We start from the raw sequence: 17,006 nt of genomic DNA, 5'->3' as shown, positions 1-17,006 counted from the left end.
GGGGTTTAGCGGATGAACAAGAATGATCTGATCGGCACAGTTGCGGAAACTGCCGGTCTTTCGAAAGGCGATGCGGCCAGTGCAGTCGAAGCGGTATTCGATTCCATCACCAAAGCTCTGAAGAACGGCGACGAGGTCCGTCTGGTCGGATTTGGCACTTTCACTGTGGCGCGCCGCAAGGCATCGACCGGGCGCAATCCGCGCACTGGGGAGCCTATGACGATCAAGGCCTCTAATCAGCCTAAGTTCAAGGCAGGTAAGGGTTTGAAGGATTCGGTCAACTAACTGTTCCTCTCCTTCGCGAATAGAGGCGCAGCAACTTCCGATGGAGTTGCTGCGCCTTTTTTGTTCCATTGGGCCGACTTGCCAATGGCGCGCAACATTACCTCAAGTAGATCGCGCCGCGACCGCGTAAAGGGCGATGGCGGCAGCATTGGACACGTTCAGGCTTTCCATTGCATCGGAAATTGGCAGTCTGGCGAGTGCGTCGCAATGGGCGGCGATATTCTGACGCATCCCTTCGCCTTCCGCGCCCAACACCAAAGCGACTCGTCCGGCTGGAAGTGCTTCTGCTAAGGTCGCGTCTGTTTCACCTGCCAGCCCAATCCGCCAGAAGCCTGCTTCTGCCAGTTCGTCGAGCGTCCGCGCCAGATTGACGACACGGACCCATGGCACGATTTCCAATGCACCCGAGGCCGATTTGGCCAACACGCCCGACTCTCCCGGTGCATGGCGATCCTGTGTAACGATTGCCGCTGCACTGAAGGCTGCTGCCGATCGCAGTATTGCCCCAACATTGTGCGGATCGGTCACCTGATCGAGAACCAGCACAGGGCCTTCGGATTCAGCAATAACATCGGCCAGAAATACGTCCTCCAAAGGCGCGCATTCAAGCACGAGCCCCTGATGGGGCGCATCCCGGGCTACCAGACGAGCCAGGTCATGGGCATCGGCATATTCAACCGGGAAGTCTGCTGGCAGCTCCCCGTCAAGAGACTCGATGCCCTCCCTCGTGGCCCACAGCTTGCGGTGTTGCCGTTCGGGATTCATCAGCGCTGCTTCGACAGCGTGGCGGCCCCACAGGCGAACTTGCCCGGCACCGGCGCGCCCCGATCCACGCCCGCCCTGCATCCGGCCCGCGCGGCCACGCATAGCGCGCTTTCGATCACCCTTGGCCATTTTTTCTCCTTGTACGATGCGATGATGTGGAAACTTATCGCGCCTCCTGCCACCCGCCCCATTGACAGGCAAGCAAGGGTTCGCCATTGGGGCGCCTCTCGGCTGGCAGCCCCCGATGCGGGGGCTTTTTTCATCGCCAGAAACGATGCCCTGTGTGGACAGGTGGCCGAGTGGTTAAAGGCAGCAGACTGTAAATCTGCCCGCGCAAGCGTACGCTGGTTCGAATCCAGCCCTGTCCACCACTTCTTCATCGCAGTGACGAATGGCTTTGCGGTGGGCGCGACCCGCACAAGCGCACCGGTTTACGTCCGCGCTATTGGTAGGCGGGCGAATCTCAGTTGTCGGATTTTCCGGGGGTGGGGCGGCAAATCTAATTATTGCCGTAATATTGCAGGTATATACGCTTGGCTGGCACCGTGTCATTGCATGGTGCAGCAATAAAGTTCGGCAGTCGCGCTTCTGACGAACTATCGACCGGTTACCTGTTTGCCAAATCGCTACAGGTAACCGGTCGGATAGAACTTACTTGGCAGCTTCGCTGGCGGCATCGCTGGCCGGAGCCATCGAAGCGGCATCGCTCGCGGTGTCGCTGGCGACGTCGCTGGCGACAGCCGAAGCGGTATCAACCGGAGCTTCTTCCTTCTTGCCACAGGCCGAAAGGGTCAGGGCCAGAGCAAGGCCCGAAACTGCGAGAATCGACTTCTTCATTAGGTAATCCCCTTGTCTTCACTCGCACGCAGAGGCTGCGAGGCGGCGCCGGTTTGCCGACAGTCGCACGATTTGTCGATTGCAAAATTAGCGATCAGTCACCCAAAAATCTGCCGGAAGTGGGAAAAACTAAATAAAATCAACATGCCGTTGATATAGGAATTTGGGCAAAAAAAAGACAGGCTTGCCCCAAAAGTGCCATTTTTCACCAGATACGATGCGATTGAATGACAGATTTGGGGATCTGACGGGTGGATTCGCGATCCTGTTATCTGGCATGCAGAGGGTCTTGCTCTGGGATTTTTGCAGGCCTAACCCTCGCGGGATGAACTGGACAAACCGACCTGTTATCGCTGCCACCGGGCTCTACACTCCGCCGGAAAGCATCTCGAACGCCGAACTTGTCGAGAGCTTCAACGAATATGTCGCTAGGTATAACGAAGCACATGCCGCCGCTATTGGCATGGGAGATATTGACCCGCTCCAGCCCAGTTCGGTTGAGTTCATCGAAAAGGCGAGTGGGATCAAGGCCCGGCACGTAATCGACAAGGCTTCGATCCTCGACCCGGAGATTATGTGCCCTCGCATCGCGGAGCGCGATAACGAACAGCTTTCGATCATGGCGGAAATTGGCGTTAAGGCGGCGCAACAAGCGTTGGAGGCTGCAGGGCGAGCCCCGGCCGATGTCGATGCGGTGTTATGCGCTGCGTCTAATATGCAGCGCCCCTATCCGGCAATGGCAATCGAGATTCAGCAGGCATTGGGTATCGACGGTTTCGGGTTCGATATGAATGTTGCCTGTTCGTCGGCAACGTTCGGCATCCAGACCGCTGCGGATTATGTTCGCGCGGGAAATGCACGCAGTGTTCTGGTGGTAAGCCCGGAAATTACCAGCGGGCATCTTAATTGGCGCGATCGGGACAGCCATTTCATTTTCGGCGATGTGGCGACGGCTGTTCTGGTGGAAGACGCGGCCATCGCGCCGGAGAACCATTGGGAAATTCTCGGCACCAAGCTGAAAACGGTGTTTTCGAACAACATCCGCAACAACTTTGGCTTTCTCAACAGAGCCGCTCCTGAAACGGCATCTGATCCAGACAAGCTATTCGTGCAGGAAGGACGCAAGGTGTTCAAGGAAGTGGTTCCGATGGTTTCGGCACTGATCCTGCAAGAGACGGAGCGCTTGCAGATCGATCCGCATTCGTTGCGGCGCCTCTGGCTGCATCAGGCCAATGCCGGGATGAATAGGTTGATCGCGCACCGAGTGCTGGGACACGAAGCTGATGGCGATGAAAGCCCGACCGTGCTCGATACCTATGCAAATACGTCTAGCGCAGGATCGATTATCGCATTTCACAAACACAATTCCGACCTTGTTGGCGGAGATACCGGACTGATCTGTAGTTTCGGCGCGGGTTATTCCGTTGGGACGGTCTTTGTGAGAAAAACTGACTGATCGCAGGGCGGCGTTTGCGCCGGTTTCGCTTGTGACTGGCGCGCGCACCGCCTAAGTGACGTCGCATGGCCGGAGATATTCTCGACAATCAGGGCCGGGGTGAAGCGGGTTGGCAATGGCCCTCGATCCATCCCGAAGGACGCAAGTTCGCCCTCATTACCGCTGCCGCGAGTTTGGTGACTGCGTTTCTCGCCTGGGAAACGATCGCCTGGCCGATGGCGTTTTTGACATTGGGTGTGCTTGCCTTTTTCCGCGACCCTGAAAGGGTCGTGCCGCAGGATGACAAATATATTGTCTCCCCTGCCGATGGTATGGTGTCGTTGATCACTCAGGTGGAGCCTCCAGCGGAACTGGTGGGTGACGATGGCAGCGGCACTACAGGGCTTCCCGCAGGCCCGGTCACGCGCGTGTCGATTTTCATGAGCGTCTTCGATGTCCACATTAACCGGTCACCGATTGGCGGTACTGTGCGGCGCATGGTCTATATGCCAGGCAAGTTCATGAATGCCGACCTGGACAAGGCGAGTGAGGAGAACGAGCGGCAGCATCTTTTGGTCGAGCGGCCTGACGGCGTCAGTATTGGTTTTACGCAGATTGCTGGCTTGGTCGCACGGAGAATTGTACCGTTCGTGAAGCCCGGCGACATGATTGCCGTGGGGCAACGTGTGGGCTTGATTCGGTTCGGTAGCCGGGTTGATGTGTACCTTCCGACCGGAACTTCACCTCGCGTTGTTTTGGGCCAAACCGTTATTGCGGGTGAAACTGTGCTTGCCGATATTGGTACTCAGCCGCTGATCGAGGGTGTCAGCCAGTAATGGGAGACGATCGTCCCCGCGTTGGCCCGAAGGCGGCTGAGGATGAAATGTCGCTGATGCGGGGGGGGCGGGCATCCGGTTTGGCTTTGCGTGCCGTTGTACCGAACGCGATCACCGCTGCCGCTCTATGTTCAGGGCTTACCGGTATTCGTTTCGCAATCGCCGGGATGTGGAAGGAAGCGATTCTGGCGGTTCTCGTGGCGGGTCTGCTCGATGGGATCGACGGGCGCATCGCACGCTTGCTCAAGGCGCAATCACGCTTCGGCGCAGAACTGGACAGTCTGGCAGATTCGCTGAGTTTCGGCATGGCGCCTGCGCTGATTCTATTTCTGTGGTCACTGGAAGACCTGCCGCGACTTGGGTGGTTTGCCAGCCTTGCATTCGCCATTTGCTGTGCATTGCGGCTGGCCCGCTTCAACGCCATGATCGATGTCGATGAGCAGCCGCACAAATCGGCGGGCTTTCTAACAGGTGTGCCAGCGCCGGTTGGGGCAGGGCTGGCCTTTCTGCCGATATATTTATGGATGGCCACCGGTCTGGAGGATTTCCGTCACCCGGTGGCCGTGGCGGGATGGACAGCGCTGATCGCTTTTTTGATGATTTCCAATATGGCAACTTTGAGCTGGACTTCATTAAGGCCGCGGCGAAATGTGCGTCTTGAAGTTATCGCAGTCGTCGGGATGGTATTCGCTGCCCTGCTGATGGAACCGTGGTGGACGCTGATTGCAATTTGCACCGGCTATCTTGCCTTGATGCCATTCACGGTGTTTCGCTACGCCCGCATCAGGCGGCAGCGCGATGCTGAGTCTGCCGTATAACACGTGTGCCGCGCCGGACCATTCTTCCGGTATTTCCCATGATAGCTCGCACAGGTTGTGTACTCTGATTGTTCAGGTCGATCTGAACCTGTTGTTCCAGTCGAACAACCGCAACCTGCCAGGCGTCTGCTGTCTTTAATTCGGCATGCAAACGATGCCAGGCACTTCGCCCGCGCAAAAACCCATCAATCAGGATGAGAGCGGCAAACGTGGCCGATGCAGCAAACAGAATAGTGAGCAAGCTGGCGATCATGGCGTTTTTCCTTGCTGGTCCACAATGCTGCGGGTAGCCTGTGGATAACGTGTCGATAACAGAGTAAAGTGGCTTTCGTTCCGCCGTTGTGGATATATGTTCCTGTTTTGTTCCAGTCGTCAAGCGATTTGAGCGACAGGCGTTCATTTTTTTACGATACAGTGAATGCGCGGCGAGAGGTCTCTCTCTCGCCGCGCTCAGAAAAATCACGCAAATAGAGATCGTTGGGGGCTAGTCGAGATAGTAGTCGATAGTCGTTACGACCCGAACTCGCTGATCCGGGCTGCTCGCGGTCTGGCCGGAACTGCCATATTCTTCGTCTCCGCTGGGAGCTTCCCTGCTCGAAACGGAGAAATATCCCTGCGTGGCGCTCTTGATGCCACCAACCGACGATCCCGAATCGTTGGCGAATTTCTCGGCTGCGCGACGGGCATCCTTGGTCGCCTCTGCGATCATTTCGGGCTTAACCTTGTCGAGCTCGGTATATTCATAGCTGGCGTTTACGTCATCCACTACCAGCCCGCCCTGAGCCAGTTCGTCCTTGTTCGCCTGCACCGCCTGAACTTGTGCCACCTTTGACGTGGTGAAGGAAATTGTACGGCGAACCGTATATACCTTTCGACCCGTATATTTCCCGTCACGATATTCGTCCGTGACAGAGATATTGGCGCTGCTCGGTTTGGTCATCGCATCCTCGAATCCCTGCTTCGCCAGATATTTGCGAATAGTCACGGAATCCCGGTCGACGGCGGAAAGAGCCTCCGACAGATCGTAAGCTGCCTCGGAATAATTGACCGACCACGATGCGCGGTTGGCGGTTACGTTACGTTGAGCAACACCGCGGACGGTGACCTCCCGATCGGCGCGCTTCATTGCCACCATCCCGTTCGCTAGCGATACCGAGCCGATGGTTATACCGCCTGCCAGCACCACGCTGGCGCAGAGCAATGCGATCCGGTTGTTGTTGGCGATTGCCGAGAGGAACCCATTCGAAGTAGCCATTTAATTCTCCCTGCTATGGTGCGCGCGACCACTGATCCTGCCTCATCATGCGATGAGATGTGCATTTATGTCGATGAACCGTTCATGACCGTGCGTGCTCGAACGCTGCTCCGGCAGCGGCATTTGTGCAGGATGCGAAGAGGGCTGGATTTTCGTATAACATAGCGGTAAGGGCGCGCGGTCTTCCGGCAGTTCGACCGTATTCGTGGTCGGGCAGGTTGGGGGCAAATCCACATGGAAGGCGCACATACCGGTGCCTGCAGCGGGCTCTCCGCACAGGTTCCAGCTTTCCAGAGGCACAACCGGAAAGGAAATGACCATGGCGGCTCCTACCGTCACCATGCAGCAACTGATTGAGGCCGGCGCACACTTCGGCCACCAGACCCACCGCTGGAACCCGCGCATGAAGCCGTATATTTTCGGCGCGCGGAACGGCGTTCACATTATCGACCTGTCGCAGACCGTGCCGCTCATGGCGCGTGCACTCGACTTCGTGCAGGACACTGTTCGTTCGGGCGGCAAGGTCCTGTTTGTCGGCACCAAGCGTCAGGCTCAGGAACCGATCGCGCACGCAGCTCGCGCCAGTGGCCAGCATTTCGTGAATCACCGCTGGCTGGGCGGCATGCTCACCAACTGGAAGACGATTTCGCAGTCGATCAAGCGCCTCAAGACTCTTGAAGAGCAGCTTTCGGGCGATACGAGCGGCTTCACCAAGAAAGAAGTTCTTCAGCTCACCCGTGAGCGGGACAAGCTGGAAATGTCGCTTGGCGGCATTCGTGACATGGGCGGCATTCCCGATGTCATGATCGTGATTGATGCGAACAAGGAAGATCTCGCGATCAAGGAAGCCGGCGTACTCGGCATCCCGGTGATTGCCGTGCTCGACACCAACGTCGATCCGTCGGGTATCGCGTTCCCTGTTCCGGGCAACGACGATGCAAGTCGCGCTGTGCGCCTGTATTGCGATGCTTTTGCTGAAGCAGCAACTGCAGGCAAAGGTGCGGCCGTGACCGACTCGGGTGCCGATTTCGGTGCGATGGATACGCCGCCGGCAGAAGCCGCCGCAGAAGCGTAACACGCGCTTCCTATCGCGGAATCGAGGCGCCGGGCGGATCGAAATGGTTCGGCCCGGTGCTCGCTTTTGATTTGCAAAGAAGGAATTGAACATGGCTGCATTCACTGCCGCTGACGTGAAAGCCCTGCGCGAAAAGACCGGCGCGGGCATGATGGATGCCAAAAAGGCTCTCGAAGAAGCCAATGGCGACATCGAAGCTGCTGTCGACGCACTGCGCGCCAAGGGTCTTGCAACCGCTGCCAAGAAATCGAGCCGCACCGCTGCGGAAGGTCTCGTCGGCGTGGCGGTCGAAGGCACCAAGGGTGTTGCCGTCGAAGTCAACTCGGAAACCGACTTCGTCGCCAAGAACGACAAGTTCCAGGACTTCGTGCGTAAGACTACTCAGGTCGCTCTGGAACAGGCCAGCGACGATGTCGAAGCGCTGAAGGCTGCCGCTTACCCTGACGGTGGCACAGTCGCTGAAAAGCTGACTGACAATGTGGCGACCATCGGTGAAAACCAGCAGGTTCGTCGCATGAAGTCGGTTTCCGTCACCAACGGCGTGATCGTGCCTTACATGCACAATGCCGCCGGTGAAGGGCTTGGCAAGATCGGTGTTCTGGTCGCTCTGGAAAGCGAAGCGCCCGCCGATGTTCTCGAACCGCTCGGCAAGCAGCTTGCGATGCACATTGCGGCCGCTTTCCCGCAGGCTCTCGATGCTGATGGCCTCGACGCCGAAGTGATCGAGCGCGAACGCAAGATCGCTGCTGAAAAAGCTGCCGAAAGCGGCAAGCCTGCCGAAGTGCAGGAAAAGATGGTCGACGGTGCGATTAAGAAGTTCGCTAAGGAGAACGCTCTTCTCAGCCAGATCTTCGTAATGGATAACAAGACCGCGATCGCCGATGTCATTGCCAAAGCGGGCAAGGATGCCGGCAGCGCGATCGTGCTCAAGGATTATGTCCGCTTCCAGCTCGGAGAAGGTATCGAAAAGGAAGAAAGCGATTTCGCCGCCGAAGTGGCTGCCGCAGTCGCTGGCTGACCCTTTCAAGATATAATGTGTGGGCCGCTCGATTCTTCTGGATTGGGCGGCCTTTGCATTTGAGCTTGGTTTGAAGCCTTCTCCCTTGCCGCAAGAAGGTGCTGGCCTATAAGGACGCACCGTTTACCCGATCATTCGCGAGACTCTGCTTCCATGCCTCTTCCCAAGATCAAGCGCGTCCTCCTCAAACTTTCGGGTGAGGTGCTGATGGGCGATCAGCAATTTGGGATCGATCCTTCGTTCGTCAGTGAGTTGGCGAAAGAAGTGAAGGCGGCGAAGGAAACCGGTCTGGAAATCTGCCTTGTTATCGGTGGCGGTAATATTTTTCGCGGAATGGCTGGGGCTGCACAGGGTATGGATCGCGCGCAAGCAGATTATATGGGCATGCTTGCAACGGTGATGAATGCGCTCGCCATGCAGAGCGCCTTGGAGCAGCTTGGTGTACCCACTCGCGTACAGTCGGCGATCCAGATGGATCAGGTTTGCGAGCCAGTGATCCGTCGTCGGGCTGAACGTCACCTCGAAAAAGGGCGTGTGGTTATATTTGCTGCCGGTGTCGGCGCGCCATATTTCACCACCGATTCCGGTGCGGCACTCCGCGCGGCAGAAATGCGTTGCGATGCATTGCTGAAGGGCACCAGTGTCGATGGGGTCTATAATTGCGATCCCAAGAAAGATCCCGAAGCAAAGCGTTTTGAAACTGTCGGTTATAGCAAGGTGCTGGCAGATAATCTTAAAGTTATGGACGCGTCCGCAGTTGCTTTGTGCCGCGACAATGGCATCCCGATCGTGGTGTTTTCGATCCGCGAGAAAGGCAACCTTGCGCGAGTGCTGCAAGGCAAGGGCGTTCAGACGATAGTGCAAGAGGAAGCCTGACAATGGCCAAGTACGATAAAGCCGATATCGAGCGCCGTATGAACGGCGCGGTGGAATCATTGAAAAGCGATCTGTCGGGCCTGCGGACCGGGCGCGCCAACGTGGCACTGCTCGATCCTGTGGTGTGCGAAGTGTACGGCGCGATGATGCCGCTCAATCAGGTTGCGACGGTGTCTGCACCTGAACCACGGATGTTAAGCGTGCAGGTGTGGGACAGGTCAAACCTGACCGCGGTTGAGAAGGGCATTGCCCATGCCAACCTTGGGCTGAACCCGATGATCGATGGGCAAACTATTCGACTGCCGATTCCCGATCTGACGGAAGAGCGTCGCCGCGATCTTGCCAAGCTGGCGGGGCAATATGCCGAAAAAGCCAAAGTTGCGATTCGCAACGTTCGGCGCGATGGCATGGAAGCGCTCAAAGATGACGAAAAGAAAAAGGAAATCTCTGAGGACGAGCGCAAGCGGGCTGAAGAAGAAGTTCAGAAGCTGACTGACAAATATGTTGCTGAGACCGATGCGGCGGCCGCTAACAAGGAAAAGGAGATCATGACGCAGTGATTGCGGCATGATCTTCACCCAATGACCACCGACCAGAAACCCGAAGCGCGCCACGTCGCCATCATTATGGATGGTAATGGGCGCTGGGCAAAACGTCGGCATCTGCCGCGCGCCATCGGGCACCAGCGCGGCGTGGAAGCGGTTCGCAAGCTGGTGCGCTCGCTCAAAGACACTTCGATCGAGTGTCTGACGCTGTATGCTTTCAGTTCCGAAAACTGGAAACGACCTGAAGAAGAGGTCGGTGATTTGATGAACCTGATGCGAAAGTTCGTCAGATCGGACCTGCCCGAATTTCTCGCCAACGATGTCAGGCTGCATATTATCGGTGACTGGCGCAGTCTGGCGCCCGACATCGTCGAAATGCTGGAAGATGCGTTGGCGCGGACTGCGAACGGATCGCGCACATTGGCAGTGGCGCTCAATTATGGGTCGCAACAGGAAATTGCTCGTGCGGCAGCATCGGCAGCGGACGAGGGTGAAATTACGACCGAGAGTATCGCAGCCCATCTCGATACCGCTCAACTCCCTCCGCTCGATCTGCTTATCCGGACGAGCGGAGAGGTCCGCCTCTCTAACTTCCTGTTATGGCAGTCGGCGTATGCTGAAATGATGTTCGTCGATACTCTTTGGCCGGACTTTACTCCGCAGGACTTGCAGCATGCGCTCGACGAATTTGCCGGGAGGGAGCGTCGATATGGCGGACGGTGAAGCGAATGTCGGCTCACAGGCAAAAAACGCCGACCTCGGGGCGCGGGTCGTTTCAGCCATAGTGATGGTCGTCATTGCCGGGATTGCCCTGATGCTGGGGAGCTGGGTCTGGCTGGCGTTCGTCGCATTGGTTGCGCTGGCTGCGTTGTGGGAGTGGAATGGTCTGGTAAAAGGGGCCGGTCGGTCGCCTGCAAGTGAAGTGCTGTGGGTGTTCTTCGGTGTGATTTACATTGGCGTGGCCGCACTAGGCATGGTGCAGCTTCGGGCCCTCTATCTGCCGATCTTCTTTGCTGCAGGCTTTATCGTGCCGATTATCGCAGTTGATGTCGGGGCCTATTTCATGGGCCGGGCGCTTGGCGGCCCGAAAATAGCGCCGCGGATCAGTCCATCAAAAACATGGGCAGGTCTGGCAGGTGGAATATTGGGGGCGTCGATTGTCTATCTGGTCGTCGGCTATAACTGGGCCGATTCCTATTTCGTGAGTAATGAGGGAGTCTTCGGATGGAAAAGCGTGGTCGGCGCACTGATTCTCGGCACAGTTGTCGCTGTACTTGCCCAAGCCGGCGATTTTTTTGAAAGCTGGATGAAACGTCGCGCAGGGCTGAAGGATTCCGGGCGCCTTATACCCGGTCATGGCGGCGTGTTAGATCGAGTCGACGGATTGATTGCTGTATTCTTCGTGTTGACGCTCACCCGGAATCTCCTGTGACTCGTTCGATTTCGATTCTGGGAGCAACGGGATCAATCGGAGCTTCGACGCTGGATCTGCTTCGGCGAAATCGCGGTGCGTGGAAGGTTGTGGCGCTGACTGCCAACAGCCGCGTTGCCGAGCTTGCTGCGCTGGCGCGTGAATTTGATGCGGATATCGCGGTCGTTGCTGATGAGCGCCATCTGCCGCAATTGCGTGAAGCGCTTTCTGGAACTGGTATCGCAACCGCGGGCGGCGCGGCGGCATTGTGTGAGGCTTCTGCGCGACCTGTCGATATGACTGTGGCAGCGATTGTCGGATGTGCCGGGTTGGCGCCGGTAATGGCGGCTGTTGCGCGCGGTGGAACAATTGCGCTGGCCAATAAGGAGGCATTGGTTTCCGCAGGCGACATTCTCATGAGCGCGGTTGAGAGGCACAAGGCGACCGTTTTGCCGACCGACAGCGAGCACAACGCTATTTTTCAGTGTCTTTCTGGAAATCGTTTTGTCGATATCCGATCGATTACATTGACTGCGAGTGGCGGTCCTTTCCGCGCATGGAGCCAGGATCAACTGGCCACCGCCACGCGCGAACAGGCCCTTCGCCATCCCAATTGGGACATGGGCGCTAAGATCACCATCGATTCGGCCACGATGATGAATAAGGGCCTTGAATTCATCGAGGCATATCATCTGTTCCCGGTCGAACTCGATCAACTCCGCATTTTAGTGCATCCGCAAAGCGTGGTCCATTCGATGGTGGAGTATCGCGATGGGTCAACGCTCGCGCAGCTTGGGCCAAGCGATATGCGTGTACCGATCGCCAATTGCCTTGCCTGGCCAGAGCGGATGGAAACGCCGATGGCATCGCTCGATTTGGCGGCGATTGGGGAATTGAGTTTTTTTGCCCCGGACGAAGAGCGTTTTCCGGCGACAAGGCTGGCGCGCGAAGCGGCGCAATCGGGTGGTGCCGCGCCCGCCGTTCTCAATGCTGCGAATGAGGCAGCAGTTGCGGCTTTCCTTGCTGGCAAGATTGCGTTCAGCCACATTACCGTAGTAGTTGAAAGAACCTTGCAGCGTTCGATACCTCGCGGGCCGACGTCTCTGGAAGAAGTACTGGAGATCGATGCCAATGCGCGGGTATGGGCGAACGAATTGATGGAGCACGTCTGAATTGATGTCTAGCCCGCCTTTCTGGCTCTATATTGTTGGCTTCCTGCTGCTGTTGGGGCCCTTGGTAACGGTTCATGAATTTGGTCATTATCTGGTGGCGCGCTGGCTTGAGGTGAAAGCCGAAGTTTTCTCCGTTGGCTTTGGTCGCGAGGTATTGGGATTTACTGACCGAAGCGGAACGCGTTGGCGGCTGTCATTATTACCCCTCGGAGGATATGTCCAATTCAAGGGGGATATGAGTCCGGCGAGTATTCCCGATGCCCGGACATTGTCCGCGGTGAGTCCCGATGAACGGAACGGTGCATTTCAGCTTGCTCCGTTGAGGCATCGTGCACTGATTGTGGCGGCCGGGCCGATTACTAATCTCTTGGTCGCACTGGCGATCTTTGCCGGCTTTTTCATGGTTGTCGGGGAGCCGGTGCAAGCGGATCCAGGTCAGACCAATAAGGTTGAGCAGTTCTCGCCGGAATCTGCGGCTCAGGCCGCCGGTGTGCGTGTGGGTGACAAGATTGTCAGCATTGATGATGACCCAGTCAGTCAATTTCGCGATATCACTGACCGAGTGATGATGCATCCCGGAGAGAACATTGTTCTGGGCGTCCAGCGCGATGGTGATCTGGTGCGGATCCCTGTCACAATCGCGGAAACGGTCGTCACCGATCGGTTCGGCAATGAATCACGGATTGGTCGTCTGGGTATTTATTCCAGCCCGGTGACCTACCGACCGGCGGGTCCTTTCGTGGCTGTCCGACTCGCCGTTAAAGAAAGTGCCAGTATGGTTGGCATGATGGTCACTGGGATTGGCCAGATTTTTAGTGGTCAGCGTTCTGTCCAGGAACTGGGCGGCCCGGTGAAGATGGCTAAATGGTCGGGTGAGCAGCTGAGCCTTGGGCCGCAGGCGTTTGTGGCGTTTGTAGCATTCGTCTCGCTTAATTTGGCATTCATCAACCTGTTGCCAATCCCTGCTCTCGACGGAGGGCATCTGGCATTCTACGCGGTTGAAGCAGTCCGTCGGAAGCCAGTGGACGCCCGAGGACAGGAAATCGCGTTTCGTGCCGGTGTGGCGCTGGTGCTCGCCTTGATGCTGTTCGTGACGATAAACGATCTGATCTCGCTTCCGATTTTCGGACGCTAGTAACGGGTCATGCTGGAGTATGCGCGGGTATAGGCTTGTTCCTTCGCTTGATCGAGAACGCGCTATCGGGCACAGGGCGGCGATACTCCGCTGTTCATCCGACGCAAGATTTCGGTGAAGTGGGGGCGGACTGGCCGCGCACAATTTTTATGACGGGAGTTCCACGTTGATGAGTGGACGGGAAGTGGCTGATTCAAGAGTTGGCTCAGGTTTTGGAAAGCTGGCGCTGGCTTTGATGTGTGGCACGGTGCTGGGCGGAATTCCCGCTGCGGCATACGCACAGGATGTGGGGGCGCAGGACGGCCCCTTGATCCCCGCTGATCAATCGGCGCCCACGCAATCGATTACGGAGATTAATGTGGTGGGGGCCGAACGGCTCGAACCCAATACGATATTGTCGTATATTCGTTTGCGTGTGGGGCAGCCATATTCAGCGGCAGCAGCCGACCAGGCGTTGAAGGATCTGGCCGCGACCGAATTGTTCAGTGATTATTCCATTCAGAACAATAACGGTATCGTGACTATCAAGATCACGGAAAACCCGGTCATCAACCGCATCATTCTTGAAGGCAACAAACGCATCAAGAACGATAAGATTTTGCCGGAAATCAAACTGTCGCCGAGGCAGATATTCACACGATCGAAAGTGCGTGCCGATGTGGCCCGCATCATCGAACTGTATAAGCGGCAAGGACGCTTCGCAGCTTCGGTCGAACCGAAAATGGTGCAGTTGAGCCAGAATCGCGTCGACGTCGTGTTCGAGATCAACGAAGGGCCGAAGTCCAAAGTTCGCCAGATCAACATTATCGGCAACGAAGCGTTCTCCGACGGAGAGTTGCGTAGCGAAATGTTGACGAAGCAGACGCGCTTCACGCGTTTCTTTAGCTCCAAAACCAGCTACGATCCCGATCGTCTGGCGTTCGATCAACAGAAATTGCGCCAGTTCTATCTTACCAACGGGTATGCAGATTTTCGCGTGGTTTCCGCTGTTGCGGAGCTGACCCCGGACAAGAAAGACTTCATCATCACTTACGTGGTGGAAGAAGGAAAACGCTACAAGTTCGGCGATGTGAAGGTCGAAAGCCAATTGCGCGATTTTGATAGCGAAGCGATGACCAAGCGACTGCCGATGCACGCTGGCGATTGGTATAACGCCAAACAAGTCGAAGATATGGTCGATCAGTTTTCTGAACTGGCCGGCACTTTCGGCTATGCGTTTGCCCAGGTAGATCCCGAATTCCGCCGTAATAAAGACGACCTGACGATGGACGTCACGTACGTCATCAAGGAAGCACCGCGTGTTTATGTTGAGCGGGTCGATGTCAACGGCAACACTCTGACCCAAGACAAGGTTGTACGTCGCGAATTCCGTGTTGCGGAAGGTGATGCGTTCAACTCGCTGCAGGTCAAGCGCTCGGCTGCGCGTATTAAGTCGCTCGGATATTTTCAGGAAAATTTCGAGATTGACCAGAAGCAGGGAAGCGCTCCTGACAAAATTCTGCTCGAAGCTAACATTGAAGAACAGCCGACTGGACAGTTGCAGTTGTCAGCCGGTTTCTCGTCGATCGAGAGCTTTATCCTGGCCGCTTCGATCCAGCAGCGGAACTTCCGCGGGCGCGGTCAGACGGTAGGTGCCGGGGTCAACTGGTCGAGGTATTCACGCAGTGTCAATCTGAGCTTTACCGAACCTTATGTGTTTGATCGCAATATTTCGACTGGCATAAATATTTACAGAAAAGACTACAATAGCTTCAATTATCTTAGTAGTAATCGTAACACGACCTTTAAGCAGGCGACAACGGGGGCCTCGCTGCGGGTTGGTGTTCCCCTGACTGAATATATGTCGCTGGTTGGTAGTTATACTTTCAATTATGACGACGTTTCGCTGGACAAGAATCGGTTCTTTACGGATCGGCAGAATCCGCCTGCGTTCGAGTGCGATCCGCTGCTGGCAGGCCGTTATCTTTGTGAAGCACTAGGGACGCGTACGAGCTCCATCGTTGGCTTGACGTTGGGATACAATAACCTCGATAATGGTTATCGTCCCACACGTGGTACCAGTGTATCGCTTACTGGTGAATATGCGGGGGTAGGCGGTTCGGTCCACTATGCTCGTGTTAGTGGTAAGGCGGCGCGTTACTGGCCTCTTGGCAGTGGCTTTATTTTCTCGCTCTCTGCCGAAGGTGGCGCAATCAAGGGAATGAACGGAGACGATGTAAATCTGACCGACCGTTTCTTCCTTGGCGAACCTCAAATGCGCGGTTTCGATATTCGGGGCATTGGTCCACGTGTGCTTCGTCAGCCAATTATTAGTGATGGTAATGGGGGCACGACGGTCGTTACCGATCGCGATAAGGTGTCCGATGATGCACTGGGCGGTAATGCCTACTACATCGGGCGGGCCGAGTTGGAAATCCCGCTGGGCAGCGGTATGAAGGAAATGGGCCTGCGCCCCTCGATCTTCATGGATATCGGTGCGCTTTGGAGTGTGCGAACCCCGGCGTTGCAAAGCTGTGGCTATCCCGATGGATGCAGCTTCCCGGTGCGCGATTCTGACGGCAATCAGCTTTACCTCCAGACTGTGACCAATACTGACGGCACTAAAACTACGACGTCTGTAACCAGTCCAACGGCACCTGATGGATCACCCAATACGGCTCAAATGACGTCGCCTATTTCGCCATTCCGCGAAGTCTTCCTCGGCAATTCATCTAGCCCGCGCATTTCAATCGGTATCGGCGTGAACTGGAATTCCCCCTTCGGTCCGCTGCGGATCGACCTCGCCAAAGTCCTGAGAAAGGTCGATGGCGATGATACCAAGACGTTCTCCTTCAACGTAGGAACTCAATTCTGATGAAAACTCTTCTCAAGCCTCTTCTCGCCATTGGCGTAGCCACTGCTGCAATTGCCCCGATCGCCGCGGCACCTGCCGCTGCTGACACGATCAAAGGGATCGGTGTCGTCAGCCTGCCTGCCGTTGTTGCAAACTCGAATGCTTTTAAGACTGCTGAACAGCAGCGCGGCACCACATACAAGGCGCAGATCGATCAGGCCGAAGCGCGCCGCAAACAGATCGCCGATCAGCTGAACCCGCTGGTGACGAAGTTCAACACTGACCAGAAGGCGAATCCGAAGAATCCTGCTCTGGCGCAGCAGGCACAGACCATCCAGCAGATCAATCAATCCGGTCAGCAGGAATTGCAGCAGATTCTGGCTCCGGTCGCGCTGAGCCGGGCGTATGTGACCGAGCAGATTGAAGACAAGCTGGATCAGGCCGTGAAGAACGCTGCCTCGAAGAAAGGCGTTTCTCTGATCCTCGACCCAACTCAGGGTGCGATCATCTATGCCGATGGTGCCTACAATATCACGCAAGATGTGCTGAACGAACTCAACACCCTTCTGCCGACTGCACAACTCGTGCCGCCTCAGGGCTGGGTGCCGCGCGAAGTGCGTGAACAGCAGGCGCAGCAACAGGCCGCACAGGGCCAGCAGCAGCAACAGCAGCCGGCCACGACGGGCCGTTAAGGGATCACGGGGCAGCAC

Annotated in this window: 19 protein-coding genes and 1 tRNA gene; 15 read left to right on the top strand and 5 right to left on the bottom strand. The window is 56.5% G+C overall.

Going from position 1 to position 17,006, the window contains the following annotated elements; genetic code table 11:
- Nucleotides 1-12 precede the first annotated feature (12 nt).
- Nucleotides 13-285 carry an HU family DNA-binding protein gene (locus CV013_RS06865; protein WP_102154482.1) on the top strand — a complete coding sequence of 91 codons (273 nt, stop codon included), beginning with the start codon at nt 13-15 and terminating at the stop codon, nt 283-285.
- 102 nt (nt 286-387) lie between these two features.
- On the opposite strand, the gene rlmB is transcribed toward CV013_RS06865, so the two are convergent.
- Nucleotides 388-1,179, bottom strand: coding sequence for a 23S rRNA (guanosine(2251)-2'-O)-methyltransferase RlmB (rlmB, locus tag CV013_RS06860; protein ID WP_102154481.1), 792 nt, complete (start codon nt 1,177-1,179; stop codon nt 388-390).
- Nucleotides 1,180-1,335: 156 nt separating this feature from the next.
- Here rlmB and CV013_RS06855 point away from each other — a divergent pair.
- Nucleotides 1,336-1,421, top strand: a tRNA-Tyr gene (locus tag CV013_RS06855).
- 280 nt (nt 1,422-1,701) lie between these two features.
- Here the strand turns inward: CV013_RS06855 and CV013_RS06850 are convergent.
- Complete coding sequence (locus CV013_RS06850; RefSeq protein ID WP_102154480.1) at nt 1,702-1,887, bottom strand: hypothetical protein; 186 nt, start codon at nt 1,885-1,887, stop codon at nt 1,702-1,704.
- 325 nt (nt 1,888-2,212) lie between these two features.
- Here CV013_RS06850 and CV013_RS06845 point away from each other — a divergent pair, with 325 nt between their 5' ends.
- The 3 genes from CV013_RS06845 to CV013_RS06835 all read left to right on the top strand — a co-directional run bounded on the left by CV013_RS06845 (nt 2,213) and on the right by CV013_RS06835 (nt 4,976).
- Nucleotides 2,213-3,343 (top strand): beta-ketoacyl-ACP synthase III, encoded by a 1,131-nt coding sequence (locus tag CV013_RS06845; protein WP_102154479.1) that lies wholly within the window; start codon nt 2,213-2,215, stop codon nt 3,341-3,343.
- Nucleotides 3,344-3,408: 65 nt separating this feature from the next.
- Nucleotides 3,409-4,158 (top strand): phosphatidylserine decarboxylase, encoded by a 750-nt coding sequence (locus CV013_RS06840; RefSeq protein WP_102154478.1) that lies wholly within the window; start codon nt 3,409-3,411, stop codon nt 4,156-4,158.
- Nucleotides 4,158-4,976: a CDP-alcohol phosphatidyltransferase family protein gene (locus CV013_RS06835; protein ID WP_102154477.1), complete on the top strand. Its 819-nt coding sequence runs from the start codon at nt 4,158-4,160 to the stop codon at nt 4,974-4,976. Before CV013_RS06840 ends, CV013_RS06835 begins: the two co-directional genes overlap by 1 nt.
- Here CV013_RS06835 and CV013_RS06830 read toward each other — a convergent pair.
- The 3 genes from CV013_RS06830 to CV013_RS15665 form a co-directional block, all read right to left on the bottom strand.
- Nucleotides 4,942-5,229, bottom strand: coding sequence for a hypothetical protein (locus CV013_RS06830; RefSeq protein WP_102154476.1), 288 nt, complete (start codon nt 5,227-5,229; stop codon nt 4,942-4,944). The two genes, CV013_RS06835 and CV013_RS06830, sit on opposite strands and share 35 nt — an antisense overlap.
- A gap of 231 nt (nt 5,230-5,460) precedes the next feature.
- Nucleotides 5,461-6,231 (bottom strand): SIMPL domain-containing protein, encoded by a 771-nt coding sequence (locus tag CV013_RS06825; RefSeq protein WP_102154475.1) that lies wholly within the window; start codon nt 6,229-6,231, stop codon nt 5,461-5,463.
- Nucleotides 6,232-6,276: 45 nt separating this feature from the next.
- On the bottom strand, nt 6,277-6,573 hold the full coding sequence (locus CV013_RS15665) for a hypothetical protein (protein WP_123639926.1): 297 nt from the start codon (nt 6,571-6,573) through the stop codon (nt 6,277-6,279).
- Between CV013_RS15665 and rpsB the strand changes: the two genes are divergently transcribed.
- The 10 genes from rpsB (at nt 6,551) to CV013_RS06770 (ending at nt 16,988) form a co-directional block, all read left to right on the top strand.
- Nucleotides 6,551-7,306, top strand: a complete 756-nt coding sequence (rpsB, locus tag CV013_RS06815) for a 30S ribosomal protein S2 (protein ID WP_102154473.1) — start codon at nt 6,551-6,553, stop codon at nt 7,304-7,306. The two genes, CV013_RS15665 and rpsB, sit on opposite strands and share 23 nt — an antisense overlap.
- A gap of 91 nt (nt 7,307-7,397) precedes the next feature.
- On the top strand, nt 7,398-8,324 hold the full coding sequence (gene tsf, locus CV013_RS06810; RefSeq protein ID WP_102154472.1) for a translation elongation factor Ts: 927 nt from the start codon (nt 7,398-7,400) through the stop codon (nt 8,322-8,324).
- A 153-nt stretch (nt 8,325-8,477) separates the two neighbouring features.
- Complete coding sequence (pyrH, locus tag CV013_RS06805; RefSeq protein WP_102154471.1) at nt 8,478-9,200, top strand: UMP kinase; 723 nt, start codon at nt 8,478-8,480, stop codon at nt 9,198-9,200.
- Between the two features lie 2 nt (nt 9,201-9,202).
- On the top strand, nt 9,203-9,760 hold the full coding sequence (frr, locus tag CV013_RS06800; protein ID WP_102154470.1) for a ribosome recycling factor: 558 nt from the start codon (nt 9,203-9,205) through the stop codon (nt 9,758-9,760).
- Nucleotides 9,761-9,781: 21 nt separating this feature from the next.
- Nucleotides 9,782-10,468, top strand: coding sequence for a polyprenyl diphosphate synthase (gene uppS, locus CV013_RS06795; RefSeq protein ID WP_102154469.1), 687 nt, complete (start codon nt 9,782-9,784; stop codon nt 10,466-10,468).
- Nucleotides 10,455-11,177, top strand: coding sequence for a phosphatidate cytidylyltransferase (locus CV013_RS06790; RefSeq protein WP_102154468.1), 723 nt, complete (start codon nt 10,455-10,457; stop codon nt 11,175-11,177). The genes uppS and CV013_RS06790 overlap by 14 nt, the downstream gene beginning before the upstream one ends.
- Nucleotides 11,174-12,328 carry a 1-deoxy-D-xylulose-5-phosphate reductoisomerase gene (locus tag CV013_RS06785; protein WP_102154467.1) on the top strand — a complete coding sequence of 385 codons (1,155 nt, stop codon included), beginning with the start codon at nt 11,174-11,176 and terminating at the stop codon, nt 12,326-12,328. Before CV013_RS06790 ends, CV013_RS06785 begins: the two co-directional genes overlap by 4 nt.
- Nucleotides 12,329-12,332: 4 nt before the next feature.
- Complete coding sequence (gene rseP / locus CV013_RS06780) at nt 12,333-13,463, top strand: RIP metalloprotease RseP (RefSeq protein WP_102154466.1); 1,131 nt, start codon at nt 12,333-12,335, stop codon at nt 13,461-13,463.
- Between the two features lie 169 nt (nt 13,464-13,632).
- Nucleotides 13,633-16,317: an outer membrane protein assembly factor BamA gene (gene bamA, locus CV013_RS06775; RefSeq protein ID WP_102154465.1), complete on the top strand. Its 2,685-nt coding sequence runs from the start codon at nt 13,633-13,635 to the stop codon at nt 16,315-16,317.
- Nucleotides 16,317-16,988 carry an OmpH family outer membrane protein gene (locus CV013_RS06770; RefSeq protein ID WP_102154464.1) on the top strand — a complete coding sequence of 224 codons (672 nt, stop codon included), beginning with the start codon at nt 16,317-16,319 and terminating at the stop codon, nt 16,986-16,988. The genes bamA and CV013_RS06770 overlap by 1 nt, the downstream gene beginning before the upstream one ends.
- Nucleotides 16,989-17,006: the final 18 nt, after the last annotated feature.

The organism is Tsuneonella flava (assembly GCF_002870965.1).
GTDB lineage: Bacteria > Pseudomonadota > Alphaproteobacteria > Sphingomonadales > Sphingomonadaceae > Tsuneonella > Tsuneonella flava.
This window is presented reverse-complemented; position numbering and strand designations above follow the sequence as displayed.

Bases quoted from the DNA above. Each gene is read 5' to 3' on its own strand.
- CV013_RS06865 (WP_102154482.1), top strand. From the start codon at position 13: ATGAACAAGAATGATCTGATCGGCACAGTTGCGGAAACTGCCGGTCTT.
- rlmB (WP_102154481.1), bottom strand. From the start codon at position 1,179: ATGGCCAAGGGTGATCGAAAGCGCGCTATGCGTGGCCGCGCGGGCCGG.
- CV013_RS06850 (WP_102154480.1), bottom strand. From the start codon at position 1,887: ATGAAGAAGTCGATTCTCGCAGTTTCGGGCCTTGCTCTGGCCCTGACC.
- CV013_RS06845 (WP_102154479.1), top strand. From the start codon at position 2,213: ATGAACTGGACAAACCGACCTGTTATCGCTGCCACCGGGCTCTACACT.
- CV013_RS06840 (WP_102154478.1), top strand. From the start codon at position 3,409: ATGGCCGGAGATATTCTCGACAATCAGGGCCGGGGTGAAGCGGGTTGG.
- CV013_RS06835 (WP_102154477.1), top strand. From the start codon at position 4,158: ATGGGAGACGATCGTCCCCGCGTTGGCCCGAAGGCGGCTGAGGATGAA.
- CV013_RS06830 (WP_102154476.1), bottom strand. From the start codon at position 5,229: ATGATCGCCAGCTTGCTCACTATTCTGTTTGCTGCATCGGCCACGTTT.
- CV013_RS06825 (WP_102154475.1), bottom strand. From the start codon at position 6,231: ATGGCTACTTCGAATGGGTTCCTCTCGGCAATCGCCAACAACAACCGG.
- rpsB (WP_102154473.1), top strand. From the start codon at position 6,551: ATGGCGGCTCCTACCGTCACCATGCAGCAACTGATTGAGGCCGGCGCA.
- CV013_RS15665 (WP_123639926.1), bottom strand. From the start codon at position 6,573: ATGGTGACGGTAGGAGCCGCCATGGTCATTTCCTTTCCGGTTGTGCCT.
- tsf (WP_102154472.1), top strand. From the start codon at position 7,398: ATGGCTGCATTCACTGCCGCTGACGTGAAAGCCCTGCGCGAAAAGACC.
- pyrH (WP_102154471.1), top strand. From the start codon at position 8,478: ATGCCTCTTCCCAAGATCAAGCGCGTCCTCCTCAAACTTTCGGGTGAG.
- frr (WP_102154470.1), top strand. From the start codon at position 9,203: ATGGCCAAGTACGATAAAGCCGATATCGAGCGCCGTATGAACGGCGCG.
- uppS (WP_102154469.1), top strand. From the start codon at position 9,782: ATGACCACCGACCAGAAACCCGAAGCGCGCCACGTCGCCATCATTATG.
- CV013_RS06790 (WP_102154468.1), top strand. From the start codon at position 10,455: ATGGCGGACGGTGAAGCGAATGTCGGCTCACAGGCAAAAAACGCCGAC.
- rseP (WP_102154466.1), top strand. From the start codon at position 12,333: ATGTCTAGCCCGCCTTTCTGGCTCTATATTGTTGGCTTCCTGCTGCTG.
- bamA (WP_102154465.1), top strand. From the start codon at position 13,633: ATGAGTGGACGGGAAGTGGCTGATTCAAGAGTTGGCTCAGGTTTTGGA.
- CV013_RS06770 (WP_102154464.1), top strand. From the start codon at position 16,317: ATGAAAACTCTTCTCAAGCCTCTTCTCGCCATTGGCGTAGCCACTGCT.